This window comes from Bifidobacterium sp. MSTE12 (assembly GCF_000513015.1).
Classification (GTDB): Bacteria; Actinomycetota; Actinomycetes; order Actinomycetales; family Bifidobacteriaceae; genus Bifidobacterium; species Bifidobacterium dentium.
Map to the genome: position 1 here is coordinate 1 of NZ_AZYA01000003.1, position 17,606 is coordinate 17,606.

At 58.4% G+C, this 17,606-nt stretch carries 16 protein-coding genes; 5 read left to right on the forward strand and 11 right to left on the reverse strand.

Going from position 1 to position 17,606, the window contains the following annotated elements; genetic code table 11:
* Positions 1 to 173 precede the first annotated feature (173 nt).
* The 4 genes from HMPREF1494_RS00130 (at position 174) to HMPREF1494_RS00145 (ending at position 3,441) form a co-directional block, all read left to right on the forward strand.
* A complete protein-coding gene (locus HMPREF1494_RS00130; RefSeq protein ID WP_003840229.1) occupies positions 174 to 767 on the forward strand; it encodes a TetR/AcrR family transcriptional regulator in 594 nt (197 codons plus the stop codon).
* Positions 768 to 889: 122 nt separating this feature from the next.
* Entirely contained in the window at positions 890 to 1,669 is a 780-nt protein-coding gene (locus HMPREF1494_RS00135) for a gamma-glutamyl-gamma-aminobutyrate hydrolase family protein (RefSeq protein ID WP_034518137.1), read from the forward strand.
* Between the two features lie 86 nt (positions 1,670 to 1,755).
* Positions 1,756 to 2,391, forward strand: a complete 636-nt coding sequence (locus tag HMPREF1494_RS00140; RefSeq protein WP_034518141.1) for an HAD family hydrolase — start codon at positions 1,756 to 1,758, stop codon at positions 2,389 to 2,391.
* Between the two features lie 126 nt (positions 2,392 to 2,517).
* Positions 2,518 to 3,441, forward strand: coding sequence for a LysR family transcriptional regulator (locus HMPREF1494_RS00145; RefSeq protein WP_034257241.1), 924 nt, complete (start codon positions 2,518 to 2,520; stop codon positions 3,439 to 3,441).
* A gap of 57 nt (positions 3,442 to 3,498) precedes the next feature.
* Here HMPREF1494_RS00145 and pyrE read toward each other — a convergent pair whose 3' ends face one another.
* The 8 genes from pyrE to HMPREF1494_RS00185 all read right to left on the reverse strand — a co-directional run bounded on the left by pyrE (position 3,499) and on the right by HMPREF1494_RS00185 (position 10,664).
* Positions 3,499 to 4,191 carry an orotate phosphoribosyltransferase gene (gene pyrE / locus HMPREF1494_RS00150; protein ID WP_034518145.1) on the reverse strand — a complete coding sequence of 231 codons (693 nt, stop codon included), beginning with the start codon at positions 4,189 to 4,191 and terminating at the stop codon, positions 3,499 to 3,501.
* Between the two features lie 28 nt (positions 4,192 to 4,219).
* Entirely contained in the window at positions 4,220 to 5,173 is a 954-nt protein-coding gene (locus tag HMPREF1494_RS00155; protein ID WP_034518148.1) for a dihydroorotate dehydrogenase, read from the reverse strand.
* A gap of 4 nt (positions 5,174 to 5,177) precedes the next feature.
* The gene (locus HMPREF1494_RS00160; RefSeq protein WP_034518151.1) at positions 5,178 to 5,996 is read right to left on the reverse strand and encodes a dihydroorotate dehydrogenase electron transfer subunit; all 819 of its coding nucleotides are present in this window, start codon (positions 5,994 to 5,996) and stop codon (positions 5,178 to 5,180) included.
* Positions 5,997 to 6,066: 70 nt separating this feature from the next.
* Positions 6,067 to 7,029, reverse strand: coding sequence for an orotidine-5'-phosphate decarboxylase (gene pyrF / locus HMPREF1494_RS00165; protein ID WP_003840236.1), 963 nt, complete (start codon positions 7,027 to 7,029; stop codon positions 6,067 to 6,069).
* Positions 7,029 to 8,447 (reverse strand): dihydroorotase, encoded by a 1,419-nt coding sequence (locus tag HMPREF1494_RS00170; RefSeq protein ID WP_034518154.1) that lies wholly within the window; start codon positions 8,445 to 8,447, stop codon positions 7,029 to 7,031. Before HMPREF1494_RS00170 ends, pyrF begins: the two co-directional genes overlap by 1 nt.
* A 3-nt stretch (positions 8,448 to 8,450) precedes the next feature.
* Positions 8,451 to 8,870, reverse strand: coding sequence for an aspartate carbamoyltransferase regulatory subunit (locus tag HMPREF1494_RS00175; RefSeq protein ID WP_003840238.1), 420 nt, complete (start codon positions 8,868 to 8,870; stop codon positions 8,451 to 8,453).
* The gene (gene pyrB, locus HMPREF1494_RS00180) at positions 8,870 to 9,832 is read right to left on the reverse strand and encodes an aspartate carbamoyltransferase (RefSeq protein ID WP_171843632.1); all 963 of its coding nucleotides are present in this window, start codon (positions 9,830 to 9,832) and stop codon (positions 8,870 to 8,872) included. The genes HMPREF1494_RS00175 and pyrB overlap by 1 nt, the downstream gene beginning before the upstream one ends.
* Before the next feature lie 142 nt (positions 9,833 to 9,974).
* Positions 9,975 to 10,664 (reverse strand): pentapeptide repeat-containing protein, encoded by a 690-nt coding sequence (locus HMPREF1494_RS00185; RefSeq protein ID WP_003841829.1) that lies wholly within the window; start codon positions 10,662 to 10,664, stop codon positions 9,975 to 9,977.
* A gap of 119 nt (positions 10,665 to 10,783) precedes the next feature.
* On the opposite strand from HMPREF1494_RS00185, the gene HMPREF1494_RS11545 reads away from it, so the two are divergent.
* Complete coding sequence (locus HMPREF1494_RS11545) at positions 10,784 to 11,056, forward strand: hypothetical protein (RefSeq protein ID WP_012902130.1); 273 nt, start codon at positions 10,784 to 10,786, stop codon at positions 11,054 to 11,056.
* A gap of 196 nt (positions 11,057 to 11,252) precedes the next feature.
* On the opposite strand, the gene HMPREF1494_RS00195 is transcribed toward HMPREF1494_RS11545, so the two are convergent.
* From HMPREF1494_RS00195 to metE, 3 genes are all read right to left on the reverse strand, one after another.
* The gene (locus HMPREF1494_RS00195; RefSeq protein WP_034518174.1) at positions 11,253 to 14,345 is read right to left on the reverse strand and encodes a bifunctional [glutamine synthetase] adenylyltransferase/[glutamine synthetase]-adenylyl-L-tyrosine phosphorylase; all 3,093 of its coding nucleotides are present in this window, start codon (positions 14,343 to 14,345) and stop codon (positions 11,253 to 11,255) included.
* Positions 14,346 to 14,439: 94 nt separating this feature from the next.
* Positions 14,440 to 15,279 (reverse strand): methylenetetrahydrofolate reductase [NAD(P)H], encoded by an 840-nt coding sequence (gene metF / locus HMPREF1494_RS00200; protein WP_034518177.1) that lies wholly within the window; start codon positions 15,277 to 15,279, stop codon positions 14,440 to 14,442.
* 15 nt (positions 15,280 to 15,294) lie between these two features.
* Complete coding sequence (gene metE / locus HMPREF1494_RS00205) at positions 15,295 to 17,601, reverse strand: 5-methyltetrahydropteroyltriglutamate--homocysteine S-methyltransferase (RefSeq protein WP_034518179.1); 2,307 nt, start codon at positions 17,599 to 17,601, stop codon at positions 15,295 to 15,297.
* Positions 17,602 to 17,606 lie beyond the last annotated feature (5 nt).

The window sequence follows — 17,606 nt, forward strand, 5'->3', positions numbered from 1 at the left end:
ACGTATCGCCTCCATCAATAGACAACATGTTGATTTAATTTCCGCATGATTGTATCTTTCCCGACATGAACAGAACAATGATCATTTCCCCTGAAACCGTTCAGTTTAGACGCTTTATGGAAAACTGTTGACTACTACTGGAATGCACAACATGTTGATTTAAACTGGCAGGCATGGTACGACAACGACAAACCAAAACGGAAGCGAAAATCAAAGCGGCGTTCACCACGCTCGTCAAGAACAAAGGCTTCGACGCGATGACCGTCAGCGACCTGGCTCGCGAGGCGGACATCAATCGCGGCACCTTCTACATGCACTATGTCGACAAATTCGACCTGCGCGACCAGCTGCTCGACGACGTCATCGCAGATCTGGCCGCAATACTCATCCCGGAATCAGACGATGACAACGAGCCGCTCGATGTCGAAGACATCATTAAATCCCGCAACCTCGTATCCGCCATGCGCTATCTCAAACGAGACTATGCGTTCTTCGACGCCATCTCCAGCAGCGGCAACGACATGCAGCTGTACGAGCGCGTCAAGGACGTCATCAAGCAACTGCTGCTCGGGCAGGTGTCACGACTGCGAAAGGCACCGGATGACACACCGGGCATCCCCGGGGAATACGCCATGGAGATCCTCGTCTCATCCACTTCGTCCATATTGTGGTTGTGGCTACGCCGCGGCTGCCAGGAATCGCCGGAAACCATCTCAGGCATCATCGAACGCAGCAAATCCATCGCCCCCGTGGACATACTGCGTTGAAACCGTCGGTTGAATACTTGACATCCCCGCAATGCACACCGCACAATCGTGAAATATCGGGAAACTATGCTGTCGTTCCATCAGTAGGGTCGTAGGGTTCAACTACGGGAAAGGTGGCATTCATGAAAAGCCGTCCGATCATCGGCATCACTCCCCTGTTCGATTACGAACGGGACAGCCTGTGGCTGTTACCCGGATACATGGACGGCATCGAGGAGGCAGGCGGGCTGCCGATCATGCTGCCGCTAACCTCCGATGACCATGAAATCCGCCAGTTGGCCGATATGTGCGACGGCATCCTGTTCACCGGCGGGCAGGACGTGAATCCAACGCTCTACGGCGAGAAGGTCACACCCGAATATCAGGCGACGAAGCCGGAACTGAGCGCCGAACGTGATGCGATGGAGCCACCGCTGCTTGACACGATGATCCGGCTCGACAAACCGGTGTTAGGGATCTGCCGCGGCATTCAGCTGATCAACGCCTGCCTTGGAGGCACGCTGTGGCGTGATCTGCCGAGCGAACATCCGAGCGATGTGAAGCATCATATGATGAAGCCCCCATACGATGCATTCGGCCATGACGTGACCGTGGAACCGGGCACGCCGCTGGACGATATGCTCAATGGCATGCCGCAATCGCGGGTCGACGAGTCAACCATGAAACGCAACGACGACGGCAACTGGTCGATCGCCGTCAACAGTTACCATCATCAGGCCGTACGGACCGTCGCACCGACGCTGAAGGTCATGGCGACGGCCACGGACGGCATCACGGAAGCCGTATACCGGCCGGAATCCCGATTCCTGTGGGCGGTGCAGTGGCATCCGGAATTTTTGCACAACGTCGATGCGCGCAGCCGTGCCATCTTCTCCGAGTTCGTCAATGCGGCACGGCGATAACCCCCTGCTTCCAGCATTCCGTTTACGCCACCCCGTTACGCTACACTGACGAACAGCAGATACACGCTTTACGAGGAAGGTTCCCCATGGTCAATGCAGTCCCCGCCATCACCGACGTCATTTTCGATTTCTGCGGAGTCGTGGTCGATTGGCAGTCTCGCGCGGGGCTGGAAGGACATTACCCGCAGGAGCTGGTGGATCGCATCTGCTCGGATGACGACGAGTTCGGCTTCTTTGACTATGAGGACCGCATGGACCATGGCGCTTCCCTAGCTGAGGTGCTACCAAGCGTCGAGCAGGACCACGGCAAGGAGATTGCCGATATTTTCGAGGATTACATCACGCGTTACGACGATTCCCTGGTTCGCCTGCTGCCCGGCTCGGAACGGCTGCTATGCGACCTGAAAGCCGCCGGTTATGGCGTATGGGGGCTTACGAACTGGTCGTACGAGACCATTCATTTCGCCTTCGAGAAGTTTCCGCAGCTTACGGAAATTCTCGACGGCACGGTCGTGTCGGGCGAGGAGAAGATGTTCAAGCCCAACGCCGATTTCTACGAGCTGGCACTGCAACGTTTTGGCATCGAAGCCGAAAGGTCGGTATTCTTCGATGACACCGCGAAGAACGTGGACGGAGCCGGCAAGGTGGGCATCCACGCCTTCCGCTTCGTCGATGCCGAACAGGCTCGCAAGGACCTTGCATCTTTGGGAGTGCGGATCTGATCGTCCGGGCATAGTCATTCCGCCATGGTCGCGATATGCCGATGGCGGAATGCATCCGTCCACAATGCAGAAACCGAACGTTATAAACTGCTCTTTCGTAAATGGCCGCTGCTATAAATGGGTGTTATGACTCTCCTACAGTTGAAGTACATCGTCAAAATCGTCGAATGCGGCTCCATGAACGAAGCCTCGCACGAGCTGTACGTGTCGCAGCCGGCGTTGAGTTCCTCGGTGAAGGAACTCGAGAACGAGCTGGGCATCGAGATCTTCACCCGCTCGTCCCAAGGAATCGCGTTGACCGTGGATGGCGCGGAATTCCTCACCTACGCTCGTCAGGTGCTCGATCAGGCTTCCCTGCTGGAGGAGCGCTATAAGAACGCGAAGCCACGCAAGCAGTTGTGCTCCGTATCCACGCAGCATTACATGTTCGCCGTCGAGGCGTTCGTGGAGATGATCAGTTCCATTAAGTCCGATGAATACGAGTTCACGATCCGCGAGACCCGCACGAAGGACATCATCAACCAGGTCGCCAACATGCTGTCGGAGATCGGCATCATCTACCTGTCCGACTTCAACAAGGACGTCATCGGCAAGATGTTGCGCGAGAAGCATCTTGAGTTCCATCCGTTGTTCCGCGCGCCGCTGCATGTATTCATCTCACGCAGCAATCCGCTGGCCGGCAAGAAGAAGGTCACGATGGAAGACCTGAAGCCGTTCCCGTTCATTCAATACGAGCAGGGCGAGGAAGGCAGCTTCTTCTTCGCCGAGGAAGCGGTCTGGCCGGAATACTCCCCCAAGCAGATCAACGTGACCGATCGTGCCACGATCCTGAACTTCATCATCGGTCTGAATGGTTACACGGTGTGCACCGGCATCGACAACGGTGACCTCAACAACGAGAAGATCGTGACCGTGCCGCTCGACACCGACGAGACGATGCTGGTCGGCTGGATCACCAACGAGCGTGCGAAGCTGTCGAAAGCGGCTGAAAACTATCTTGAAAAGCTCAAGTCGGTCGTCGCCGACCACGGATACAATCTCATTGATTAACAAAGATCCTCCTTCATCGTGAAGGAGGATCTTCCATATTCGGCAAGTATCGAGCGGTCAGGCGCCATACCGTTCGAGATAGGAGTCGGCGGTGGCCTTGATCTCCGGCGTGACATACGGGGCGCCGTCTGCGGTCTCGATGTGCTGGCCGGCTTCGAAGATCTCTTTCACGTTGGCGATGGCGAACACCGGGAAACCGAATTCCGCTTCGACGGCTTTCACTGCGGAAGTGTCGGAGTCCTTGGTCTTCTCCATACGGTCCACGGACAGCACCAAGCCCACGACTTCGACGTTCGCTTCGGCCTTAAGCTTCGGAATGACCTCGCGTACCGCGGTGCCTGCGGTCATCACGTCATCGACGAGCAGCACCTTCATGCCGTCGGTCAGTTGGGTGCCGACCATCATGCCGCCGTCGCCGTGATCCTTCTTCTCTTTGCGGTCGAACGTGTAGCCGACTTCCATGCCGTGCCCGGCCGTCAGGGCGATGGCGGTGGAGACGCCCAGCGGAATGCCCTTATATGCCGGACCGAATACGGTGTCGATGTCTTCCGGCAGGTTGCCGGCTTCGATTTCGGCTGCGATCTTTTCAGCATAGAATGCGCCGAGTGTCGCGATTTTCCTGCCGTCGTTGAAGGCGCCGGCGTTGATGAAGTACGGGGACTTGCGGCCGGACTTCAATGTGAATTCACCGAACTTCAACGCCTGCGACTCCAGCAGGAATTCGGTAAAACGGTGGTCAAGGGATTCCATAGTCACTCCTTCATGCGATGAATGGTCGTTAGCGCCAGGTTTCGCCCTTGGCGAGCTTGTCAGCCAGTTCCGGACGTGTGTCAAGCAGGGCGTCAAGTTCGCGGGCCACACGCAGAGGCGCGGTCGGCTCGAACAATGCGGCCGCACCGACTTCCACGGCGTTGGCGCCTGCATACAGATATTCAAGCGCCTTTTCGCCGGAATCAATGCCACCGATGCCGATAATCGGAACCTCAGGCAACGCAGTGCGCACGCGCCACACGGCGGCAAGACCCACCGGCAATACGGCCGGACCGGACACTCCGCCGGTCACATGCGTGATGATCGGCTCGCCAGTACGAATGTTGATACGCATGCCGAGCAATGTGTTGATCAGGCTCAGCGCGTCGGCACCGCTTTCCACGGCCGCACGTGCCGGAACGGTGATGTCGGTGACGTTCGGAGTGAGCTTGACGATCATCTTCTTATCGGTGATCTTGCGCAGGCGAGTAATCAGACGGCTCAACGCCACCGGATCGGTGCCCACGCTCATGCCGCCGGCGGATACGTTCGGGCAACTCACGTTGATTTCCAGCATGTCGGCTGGTGAATCGTTGAGCTTGGCCACGACTTCAGCATAATCGTCATCGCAGTGGCCTGCCACATTGGCAATGACATTCGCGTTGATGGCCTTCAGTTTAGGCAGGTCATCCTCCAGATAGTGGTCGACGCCCGGATTCTGCAGACCGACCGCATTGATGTTGCTGGACGGGCCTTCGGCGGTGCGGATGCCCGGATTGCCCTCCCATGGCACCGGAGAGACGCCCTTGGTGGTGACCGCCCCAAGCTGGCTCACATCATAGAACCAACGCACAGCCGCGTATTGGAACGTGCCGGAAGCGGTGGCGACCGGATTCTTCCATGGAACGCCCGCCACCTGGGTGGGGTGCTTCCACTCGTATCGTTCGTACAGATTGCCGTGCTGCATGTTGTCAGTCGTCATGCCTTCACTCACCCCATCCCAAACGTTCGCGTGTGAACACCGGTCCATCGGAGCATACTTTCAGTCGTCCGTCCAACGTGTCGACCGTGCACAGCACGCACGTACCGTATCCACAGCCCATGCGCTGCTCGAGACTCAGCTGGCATTCGATGCCGCGCTTGGCCGCCCACGCCGCCACGGCCTTCATCATCGGCAGTGGTCCGCAGGAAAGGATGACCGGCTTCAGTTCCCCGTTCATGAGTTCATCCGAAATTCGGTCAAGCAAGGTGATGACGTTGCCTTCGGACTCATCGACGCTGTACACCGAATCGGCATATCTGCCCACGTATTCGTCGCCGAAATGCACGTTGCGGTAGCCGAATACGGCAGTGCTTGTCGCGCCCTGCATGCCGGCGATGGCCTGTGCGGCCCGTACTAGCGGCGGTACGCCGAGACCGCCGGCGACCAATACGTAATTGGCCGGCTCCTTGGTCTTGAACGAGTTGCCCAAGGGCCCCATCACGCGCACGGCGTCTCCGGCTTGCAACTCCGCGAATTCAGCGGTGCCCTTGCCTACCACGGCAAACATCAGGCTTACTTCGTCGCCGTTGACCTCGGCCACGCCGAACGGACGCGGCATGAGCCTGGTCGGATCATTGGAATACACATCGACGAACTGCGCCGGCTTGGCATGGCTGGCGATGTATTCGTCTCGGAAGGTCAGGCGATAGACGCCGTCGGTCAGTTCCCGGTTATCAACGATCTCGACCTCGTGGCGGCTTGGAAAGAAGCCGGCCTCAGTCGCCTCGGCGACGGTCGGAGCGAACGTTGTTGCGGTGGTCATGGACTCCCTCTCTGTTGCGTTCGGTGATTTGGCTTGAAAAATTACGATATTTGGCCCGGCTCGCCCGGACTCATGGTAGGACCGCGCGCAGATTGTCGCGCATGTCCTTGGCGGCTTCGCGGGCCGATTCGGCGACCAGTTCAAGCGCGGATTCGGCGCTCATGCCGTCGGAATACTTGCCGGACTTCATCCATGCGCCGATAATGCCACGGGACGAGTTGACCAGTGCCCCGGAACCGTCCTTGTCGAACATGCCGGCCACGCCCTGTGCGGTGCCGCCCTGGGCTCCATATCCCGGCACCAGGAAGAAGGTGTGCGGCATGCGGGCGCGCAGTGCCTTGCCCTCCTCCGGATGCGTGGCGCCGACCACGGCTCCGACTCGGGAATAGCCGTTCCTGCCGATGGTTTCGGCACCCCAGCCTTCGATCAGGTCGGCGACGTGTTCGTACACGCGTTCGCCGGAGGCAAGCTCCAATTCCTGCAATTCGCTGCTGGACGGGTTGGAGGTGCGTACCAGTACGAAGATGTCCTTGTCGGTGGCGGCGGCCGCATCGACGAATGGGGTGATGCCGTCGGTGCCAAGATATGGGTTCACGGTCACGGCGTCCTCATGCCATGGATCGAAGACGGTTCCCTGCTCCGCCACGCCGCTCAGATGGTGCGCGTATGCAGCCGCAGTGGAGCCGATGTCGCCACGTTTGACGTCGCCGAGCACGTACAGGCCCTGCTGCTTGGCATACTCGCAAGTCATGGTGTAGGCGTCGATGCCTGCCGGACCGAGAGCCTCATACATGGCGATCTGCGGCTTGACGGCCGGCACGATGTCGGCCACGGCGTCGATGACGGCACGGTTGAATTCGAAGAAGGCGACGGACAGCTGAGCAGCGGGCGCCTCTGCGGGATCTTCGACCTGTTCGGCGATTTCGTCGGCGAAGTCCGACACAATCTGTGCCGGCACGAGGGCTTCGGTCGGGTCCAGTCCGACGACGCTCGGATTCTGCTTGGATTCGATTGCTTCGATCAGACGGTCCATCAATCCTCCTTGTTGATGCGGCTGAAGGCCAGCTTCGAGCCGATGACGGTAGCCAGCGGACGGCCGGTGACATGCCATCCGCCAAATGGGGTATTGCGTGCCGAGGAATGGAACTTCTCCGGGTCGACGATCCATTCCTCGGTGGTGTCGAGCACCACCAAGTCTACATTTTCGGGGTGCGTGACCTTACCGAGGTCAAGCACTCGCTTGGTGTTGGAATCACCGGGAACCGCATCGGCGTTCTCGTCGAGCAACACGGTCATGTCGGTGTTCTCGTGGCCCATGAGCGTTGCCGGACCGGTCGCCATGAGTTCGATGAGTCGCTCATCGGAAATGTGACCGCCGTCGACGAGCACCTTATGGCACACGCCATAGGCGCACTCGAGGCCGATGATGCCGTTGGGGGCGTCGAGGAAGCCGAGTTCCTTCTCTTCCATGGTGTGCGGCGCGTGATCGGTGGCCAAAAGATCGACCGTGCCGTCGGCCACGGCCGCAATGGTGGCCTGTCGATCGGCTTCGGAGCGAAGCGGCGGATTCATCTTGGCGAGCGTGCCGTATTCCAGCAACGCTTCATCACACAGTGCAATGTAGTGCGGCGCGGTTTCGCAGGTGATCGGCAGCCCCTCGGCCTTGGCTTTGCGAATCGCATCGAATGAGATTGCGGTGCTCACATGCTGGAAATGCACGTGCACGCCGGTTCTGCGTGCCATCTCGATGTCACGTTCGACGATTCTCAATTCGGTGTCCTCCGGGATGCCGGGCACACCGAGTCTGCGCGAGACCGGGCCGTCGTTGACCGCACCGGTGTCGTGATGTTCGCAATGCTCGATCAGGTACAGACCGGACTCCTTGACATTGGTGAATACCTGGTCAAGAATCTCCGGGGTGACGGCGGAACCGTCGTCGCTGATGGCGGTCACCGGATGGGCCAGCTGGTAGGGGTCCTTCCCATCATCGCCATGCCCCGGCAGGTAGCCGATCCAGTCGGCCACATCGGTAGCCTCCTTGCCGGCACGACCCTTGGACGCACATACGCACAAATCGTAGCGGACCGGCAGTTTCACATCATGGACCGCTTCGTAATGCTGCAGATAATCGATGACGGTGTCGTAACCGGCATCAAGCACCTCGGAAGCGCCCTGCTGACCGGCCTTGACCTTCACGCCATCCATGGCGGGAACGGTGTTCGGCATGATGAGTACGTTCGTGTAACCACCTGAAGCGGCTGCGGTGCAGCCGGACACCATCGATTCCTTGTAGGTCTGCCCGGGATCGCGGAAGTGCACATGCGGGTCTTCGAAGCCCGGCGCGATGGTCATGGCTGAGGCGTCGACGGTCTCGTCGGTGTCGGCAGGAACGATCAGGTCGATGACTTCGCCGGTATTCCAGACCTTGATGTCGTGAAGGGTGAGGGCCATGGGTCAGAACTTCGCTTCCTCATCGCAGTAATCGCAACGGTATTCGGCACGGTCGGAGTGTACCAGATGGAACATCTGCACGGCCGGTTCGGTGGTGGTCACGCAACGTGGATTCACGCATTTGATGATGTTGACGACATGCTCCGGCAGCGTCGGCTGCTTCTTTTCGACGATCTTGCCGCCACGCACCACGCCAACGGTTGCGGTGCGGGCCACGAGGCCAAGCACATCCAGGTTGACGGCTTCGGTCTCATCTTCGATCTTGATGATGTCCTTCGTACCATACATATGGCTGTCGGTGTTCATGATCAACGCGAGTTTGGTCTTGGACGGGTCGATTTTCAAGTATTCGAGCACCTTGAGCGCAGTGCCGGCAGGCACGTGATCGATGATGATACCATTCTGAATGCTAGTGACTTCCATCAGGCCGCAACCTCCTCCGATTCAAGCGGTTCGTATCCCGGCAGTCTGTCGCCGACCACCGAGCTTTCCAATGCCATACGCATAAGCATGCCGTTCTTGACCTGCTCGAAGTAGGCGGCGCGGGGATCGTCATCGACTTCAACTGCGATTTCATTGACTCGCGGCAGCGGATGCAGCACGGCCATGTCCTTCTTGGCGAGGCTCATCTTGGCTTCGTCGAGAATATAGGTATCACGCAGACGCAGGTAGTCATCCTCGTTGAAGAAGCGTTCCTTCTGCACACGGGTCATATACAGCACGTCAAGGTCGCCGATTACGGAAGCCAGGTCCTTGACCTCCGTGTAGGAGCAGGATTCGGTGGCATCGATACGGTCGAGCACATAACGCGGAGTCTTGAGCTCGTCAGGGCTGATAAGTACGAAGTTCACGTTACCGAAGCGGCACAGCGTTTCGATCAGGGAGTGCACGGTGCGACCGAACGTCAAATCGCCGCACAATCCGACGGTCAGGTTGGTGATGCGTCCGAAACGGGACTGCAGGGTGGCTAGGTCGGCAAGGGTCTGCGTCGGGTGCATGTGCCCGCCATCGCCGGCATTGATGACCGGCACGGATGCTGCGCGAGAAGCCACGAGCGCGGCGCCCTCCTTCGGATGGCGGATGGCGACCACATCAACGTAATTGGAAACGGTCTTCAGGGTATCGGCAATGGTCTCGCCCTTGGTCACGGAGGCGAGCTGGGCGCCGGCAAAACCGATCACCTTGCCACCGAGTCGCAACATGGCGGTTTCGAAGCTCAGTCGGGTACGCGTGCTCGGCTCATAAAACAAAGTGGCAAGCACCCTGCCTTCACAGGTGTGCGCCACTTCCTTGCGATGGGAATCGATGTACTGCGCCTTGTGCAGCAGTTCCTGAATCTGACGAATGGAAAGATCGTCAAGAGTGATGACGCTTTTTCCGACCATCGGCGTCTCTGTCGCCGGTTCGAGTACTGAGGACAACGGCTCACCTTTCATGCAACTTGTAGTTGAAGGTGGCCACCCGAAGTGACCTAGCCAACTATAGCCTGAACCACTGACCCTCCCATTCACCGCGTGTTCATGATTCCTAGCCCTCAGGCTCCTCCAGTCGGATGCCAAGACTGGCGGCGAAGGACTGGGCAAGTTGGGAGATCTGGTCTACGAGCATGGTGGTGCCGCGCAAGCCGGCGACGTCGTGAATCTCCTGCAGTTCTGCGCCACGTAGATCAACGTCATCGGCCACGGCATGCTGCAGATTGATGGCATGAATCGTGGTACCGGGGAACGCGATGCGTCCCAGCACCGCATGAGCCGCATCGAAATCGTCGATCACGCAATCCTGAAAGACCACGTCGTGCCACTTGGCGCCACGCAAGTTAAGATAGCCAAACCGGCAGCCTGTGAATATGACGGATCGAGTCTCACAATCCCAAGCGTCGCAGGCACCGAACCGACAGTGTTCAAAGGTGCTTGAGCATATGGACGCGTTCACGAACGACGAGTGCACCATGCCGCAGCCGGCGAACCTCGTACTGGTGATGGCTGCATGGTCGAACAACACCGTTTCGAACGTCAGGTTTTCCAGAGAGCAGTCCAGAAAGGTGGTCAACGTCCAATCCGAGATTGCATCGGCGGCATGTTGCCCTTCAATGCGGATGGTGTCATAGGAGCCTTCCGGCTCGACCGCGCCCATACGCATCTCAGCCAATACGGACGGCTTCTTCAGCGTGGGCACGCGAGGAGCAACGGTCTTCTTCACACGAGAATCTGGTAGCATCACAATCTTCCCTGTCCGAATATGGCGACACTCACCAGTGTATTCGCATGACCATGCGCCTATGTTTTATCTATGAACCTATACATAGAATGTCAAACTGCAGCAGGAGTATTGTCCTTATGAGCAACGTAAGCAATTCAACGAAGAAACCCATTTCCAAAAGCGCAATCACGGCAATCGTATTCGCCGTGATTTCCATTCCGCTGGCATTTGGCAAACCGGTACTGGCCAAATTCTTCTGTTCGATTTTCGTAGACGTGTCCATCGTATTCGCCGTCATCTCGCTGGTAACGGTATTCGGTACACGCAAACACGGCAATGCGATACTCGCCGTCTGCTCCGCGGTTTTCGTGGCATTGGTGGCCATTGTGCTGTCGATGTACGTGCACTGACCCTCCGACACACTACGACATACCCCTTAAATCGTTATCTGCCCGCCGTGTGAGCATTGCGACGAATAATCCGAGTGTCCGATTTTGAAAAGGGTCGTAAAACAGCCGTTTCTCGAATCAGATTAATATGGTCACTCGTTTTTCCGCTCACACGGCGGGCAGATAACGATTTAAGGGGTATTGGGTGGCTGGCATGTCATGCGCGACCATAAAAGAGTCGCTCCATTACGTCGCGACTCTTGCGCATTACGGCAAGCAAATCGTTTTCGAAATGCTGACCGCGGTTCGCGTCGTAGCCCAGATAGACCGCAATGCCTCCGAGTGAGTATGTGTCATCAGGCAAAATGTCGGCCTGATTGACACGCCCGCTCCACAGATAACTGCCGTTGCGGGCCGCGGTGCACATGCGCCACGCCTTGCGTAATATGACGGCATCTCCGGCGTCAATCAACCTGCGACGTTCCAGCTCGTCAAGCGCTTCCAACGTGCCGTTGACGCACAGGTTCGCATTCTCCCCCGCATGTTGCAGCTGCAATAGCTGAATGGTCCACTCCACGTCGGACAGACCGCCTTTGCCAAGTTTCAGATGGCGCTCCCTACGCACGCCGCGCGGTAGGCGTTCAGCCTCCATGCGAGCCTTGAGCTTACGGATTTCGGCGATTTGCGTTTCGGTCGGATCCGTCTTCGGATAGCGCAGCGGATTGGCAATGTTGCCAAGAAAATCCTCGGCCAGTGCGACGTCACCGGCGGCATGGCGGGCACGCAACAGCGCCTGATGCTCCCACGTGCTGGCCCATGAACGGTAGTACTCCTCGCACGATGCGTAGGAGCGTACCAATGGGCCGTTCTTGCCTTCCGGGCGCAGGTCCATGTCGAGCTCGATCTTCGGCTCGAAGGTGGTAGGACCTTGCAGGATGGCACGCAAATCCTCTTGCACCTTGCGCGCGAATAGGTTGGCTTGACCATCGTCAGCCTCTTCGGTCGGACGGTAGATGATGATCACGTCGGCGTCGGAGCTGAAATTCACCTCCCTGCCGCCGTAACGGCCCATGCCGATGACGGCGATTGCGGCCGGCGCTTCATCAAACCGCATTTCGTCAAGCTGATGGCGGATAGCCCACCGCAACGACGCCTCGATGATGGCGTCATACACGTCGGTCATGCCGGCCAACGAAGTCGCGTCGTCGGTCACGCCGCTCATCCAAGCCAGGCCGATGCGTTCGATCTCATGCCTGCGCATGACACGTACCGAATTCGCGAAATCGTTGATGCTGCCTGCATTACGTTCCAGTGCGGCCTTGGTCTGAATGTCAAGGCTTTCACGCGTACGGGGTTTGAGTTCCTCATCGTTGCCGAGCCAGGTAACCGATTCGACCGATTTGTTGAGCGCGTCGCCGAGAAACCGGGAATTTGAAAGCACATGGCACAGGCGTTGCGCCGCGGATGGCGAATCGCGCAGGAATCCGAGGTATTCGCTTTCCGTGCCGAAGTTCTCTTCGAGCTTGCGCCAGTTGAGCAGGCCCATGTCGGGATTCTGTCCTTCTCCAAGCCACTGCAGCACAGCCGGGAGCAGGATCCGGTTGATCTTTGCGGCACGGGATATACCGGCGGTAAGCGCTACGACGTGGCGCATGGCGGCGTCGGCGTCGGCGAATCCTATGGATTCGAAACGCTCATGTGCGGCCTTCTCCGACAGTTCGACCTGCTCGTCATCCAAGCCGGCATTGATCGGCAACATCGGGCGATAGTAGATGTCCATGTGCAGGTGGCGTACTTCGCGGCGGGTCTCGTCGTATTTGTCGACAAGTTCTTCCGGATGCAGGTGGAAGGCACGCGCGAGCCTGCGCAATTCGAGATTCCGGTTCAACGCATCCACATCGACGTCACGCTTGCGCTCGATGCCGCCGAGACCGGCGTTGCCAAGATCCGGGAACAGATGCGTGCGTTTCAGGGCCCACATTTGCTGCCGGTGTTCCATCACTCGTTCGAAGCGATAGTCCCAGGAAAGTTTTTTTGCCTGCTTGCGCGACACGTACCCGCCATCGGCCAGCGCCTGCAACGATTCCAAGGTGGAGCGGGTACGCAGCGATTCGTCGGAACGACCATGCACGAGCTGGAGCATCTGCACGGTGAATTCCACATCACGCAGACCTCCGCGACCAAGCTTGATCTCACGATCTTTGAGCGGTGCCGGGATAAGGTCTTCGACTCGTTTGCGCATTTGCTGACAGTCATAGACGAAGTTGTCACGTTTGGATGCGGTCCATACGAACGGCCGGGTCATGTCCATATAAGCCTTGCCGAGCTCGGGATCGCCCGCGACGGGTCGCGCCTTGAGCAACGCCTGGAATTCCCAGTTCTCCGCCCACTGCTCGTAGTATGCCTCGTGCGATTCGAGTCTGCGAACGAGCGGACCGTCCTTGCCTTCGGGTCGCAATCCACCGTCGATCTGCCACAGAGTCGGTTCGGCTACGCCCATGATCACCGACTGGCATACGCGCTGTAGGGTAGTGGCCAGTTTGGTGCCGATACGATTAAGCGTCATGCCGTTGGTATCGGGATCGGCTGGTTCGACCACGTAAATGAGATCCACATCGGAAACGTAGTTCAACTCCTGCGCGCCGAGCTTACCCATGCCGATGATGGTGAAACGTACATGCTCGCTGCCCTCAATCTCGTTACGGGCGATGGCGAGCGCGCCTTCGAGCGCCGCGTCGGCCAGGTCGGACAGTTCCTGGCTGATACGCGGCTGAATGGTGGTGGGATCGGTTTCCATGGCATCCTGTGCCATGATGGCCGCCAGTTGCTTGCGATAGGTTTGCCGCAATGCCGTCGCCGCCTCCGACAGGGGCAGACTGGCCTTGGGCATGGCGGATTCCTGCGGGTCGGCTCCTACCGCTTCGAGTACATGCGCGCGCCGTTGTGCGTGATTGTACAGGTGGCTTTCGCAAGCGTCATTGGCGGCGGCTGCGACCAGTTCGGGCCTGAAGCGCATGAGCTTGCCCATTTCGTCGGAAACGCCGAGCACGGTGACAAGCCGGGTAAGACCCTCTCCGTTCGTTACGATGTCGTCGAACCTTCTGCCTTGGCTCTGCAGTGCTTTGATGATATCGATAAGATTACGTAGCGCCACGTCGGGGTCGCAGGAATGTTCCAACGTAGCCATCAACGATTGCAGCCGATCGTCGCTTACGCCATTGTCCTGCAGTTCCTGCAGGAGCTCGCGTGCTCTGTCGAGATCCTGCAGTCCGGCACGAATCAGCTCGCGCACTCCAAACGTATGTTGCATAGAACCCATGGTATTTAATATAGCGTCGGCAATGACGTAGGGGCGGTCGCGAAATGCTCGCGACCGCCCCTCGTGTTTGTTGCATCGTCTGGCGTCAGACGAAAAATGGTTTGACGTTGGACCAGATACGTCTGCTGACGCAAGGGTGGTTCATCGTATACAGGTGCACACCGTCAACGCCACGCGCCACCAGATCGCTGATCTGTTCGGAGGCGTAGGCGATGCCGGCCTCCTTGAGTACGGCATTGTCGCCGCCCCACCTGTCTAGCATGACTTCCAGCTTCGCCGGTACGCGAGACTGGCAGATTCCGGCCATGCGACGCACGGATTTGGCGTTCATCACCGGCATGATGCCGGCCTCGATCGGTATCTCGATTCCGACCGCACGCACCTTGTCGAGAAAGCGTAGAAAATCCTCATTGTCGTAGAACAGCTGCGAGATAAGGTGCGTGACGCCGGCATCGACCTTTTTCTTGAGATTGTCGATGTCATCTTCCAGCGTGGCCGACTGCGGGTGCTTCTCCGGATAGCAGGCTCCGTAGATCTTGAGATTCGGACGTTCCTCGCGAATGTAGGCAGCCAGATCGCTGGCGTGCTCAAAGACGCCGGCCGGTTCGGCACCTTCCACGCGATCGCCACGCAGGGCGAGCACGCCGGAAACCTTGGCTTCGTCAAACATGTCGAGTGCCTGATCGACATCATCCTTATTGAGGTACTGTGCGGTCAGGTGGGCCACACAGGGTATGCCGTATTCGCTCACGGTATGCGCAATGCGCGCGGTGAGCGTCCGGTCGGATGATCTGCCGGTACCGTAGGTCACGGAAATGAAATCGGGATCCAGCCCCTGCAGACCATCCAATGTGTCGTAGATGGTGCCTACAGGGGAGGTTCGCTTCGGCGGGAATACCTCAAGCGAAAACAGTGGTGAATGCATGGGATGCTTTGCACCTTACCTGGCGAGCTTGGCGCGTACGGCCTTGGCCGCGGTCACAAGATGTTCGAGGCTCGGCCAGGTTTCGGCGTTGCCGCGGGTCTTCAGGCCGCAGTCCGGATTGATCCACACCTTTTCGACATCCATCTTCTTGAGGATCTCATGGATTCGTTCCTCGATCTCCTGTTCGGACGGGATGCGCGGCGAGTGGATATCGTAAACGCCTGGACCGGCTTCGGTTTCGAAGTTGGCGTCGTGAATGGCATCGAGCACCACAAGATCGCCTCGAGAGGCTTCGAAGGAGATTACGTCGGCGTCCATGGCATCGATGTCCTTGATGATGTCGTTGAACTCCGAATAGCACATGTGGGTGTGGATCTGTGTGGTCGGCTTGACGGCGGAGTGCACCAGACGGAATGCCGGAATGGCCCAGTCGAGGTATTTCTTATGCCAGTCGGTCTTACGCAACGGCAACTTTTCGCGCAACGCGGCCTCATCGATCTGGATGACCTTGATACCGGCAGCCTCAAGATCGAGCACTTCGTCACGGATGGCGAGCGCGAGCTGCTGGGTCTGCTGTTCGTGGGTGATGTCCTCGCGCGGCCAGGACCAGTTGAGGATGGTCACCGGGCCGGTGAGCATACCCTTCATCACGTGGTCGGTGCGGGATTGCGCGTAGGAGCTCCACTCCACGGTGATCGGGTTGGCGCGGGACACATCGCCCCACACGATCGGAGGCTTGACGCAACGGGTGCCATAGGACTGCACCCAGGCATTCTTGGTGAACAGGAATCCGTTGAGGTTCTGGCCGAAGTATTCGACCATGTCGTTACGCTCGAATTCGCCGTGGACGAGCACGTCGAGTCCGAGATCCTCCTGATGCCTGATGCAGGCGTCGATCTGTGACTTCATGAAGTCGTCATATTCGGCCTTGGTGATTTCGCCCTTACGCAGCTTGGCACGTTCGGCACGCACTTCTTTGGTCTGCGGGAAGGAGCCGATGGTGGTGGTCGGCAATAGCGGCAGGCCGAGGGCCTCACGCTGTTCCTTCTGACGCTCGGCGCGGGCCGGCTGACGAACGAAATCGTCGGCGTTCAGTGCGGCGAGTCGATCGGCTACGGCCTGATCGACGGCGACGCGGGTGCCATCAAAAAGCGCCTGATTGGCCTTGAGTTCGGCGGAGGCCTTTTTCTCGTCTTCACTGGCGTCGGCGAGCACGGCAACTTCGTGCAGCTCATCAAGTTTTTCGACGGCGAAGGCGAAATGCCTGTGCACCTCGTCGGCGAGACCGTCCTCGCCTTCGGTGCTGAACGGCACATGCAGCAAGGAACTGGCGGTGGAGACGGCCACGTTGTCGGTGACCTTCTTCAGGGCATCGACCAGGCCGAGGCTCACGGCATAGTTGTTGCGCCAGATGTTGCGCCCATTGACCACGCCGGCGAAGAGAGTGGTGTCTTCCGCTACGCCGTACTGTTCGACGGCAGCGAGGTTTTCGTCCTTGCCTTCGTTGAGGTCAAGACCGATGCCGTCGAAGCCGAGCAGGTTGACGGTTTCATAGACATCGGCAATGTGACCGAAGTACGTGTTGAGCAGGACCTTGATCTTGCCTTCGCGGGCGGGCAGGATCTTGGCATACAGGGATTTGAACAGTTCCACGTCGCCCGGTTCCTTGTCGAGTACGAGGTACGGTTCGTCGATTTGAACCCATTCCGCGCCAAGCTCCGCGAACTTGGAGATGATTTCGGCGTAGACCGCGGCAACCGCGTTCACGAGGCCCTTGTCGTATTCGAGTTCTTCGGCCTGCGGGTTGCGGGCGAGCTTAAGGAAGGTGTACGGACCGATAAGTACCGGCTTGGTGATGACGCCAAGCTCCTTGGCTTCATTGAATTCGTCGAACGGCTTGGTGCCGTTGAGCTTGATATCGGTGGCCGCATCGACTTCCGGCACAAGATAGTGATAGTTGGTGGTAAACCACTTCTTCATCGGCAAGGCGGTCACGTCGCCCTTGTCGCCCTGGTAGCCACGACCCATCGCGAACAGGGTCTCTTCCGGATTATCGAAGGCGAGACGCTGGTAGCGCTGCGGAATGACGTTCAGCAGAATGGCGGTGTCAAGCATCTGATCGTAGTAGCTGAAGTCGTTGCTGGGAATCAGATCGACGCCTGCGGCCTGCTGCAACTTCCAGTGCTTGGCGCGCAGCTCCTTGGCGGTGGCACGCACCTCATCAAGGGCGGCGTTGCCCTTCCAATATGCTTCAATGATCTTCTTCAGCTCACGGTTTTGGCCGATGCGCGGAAAACCGGAGACGGAAGTGAGAGCGGACATGAATC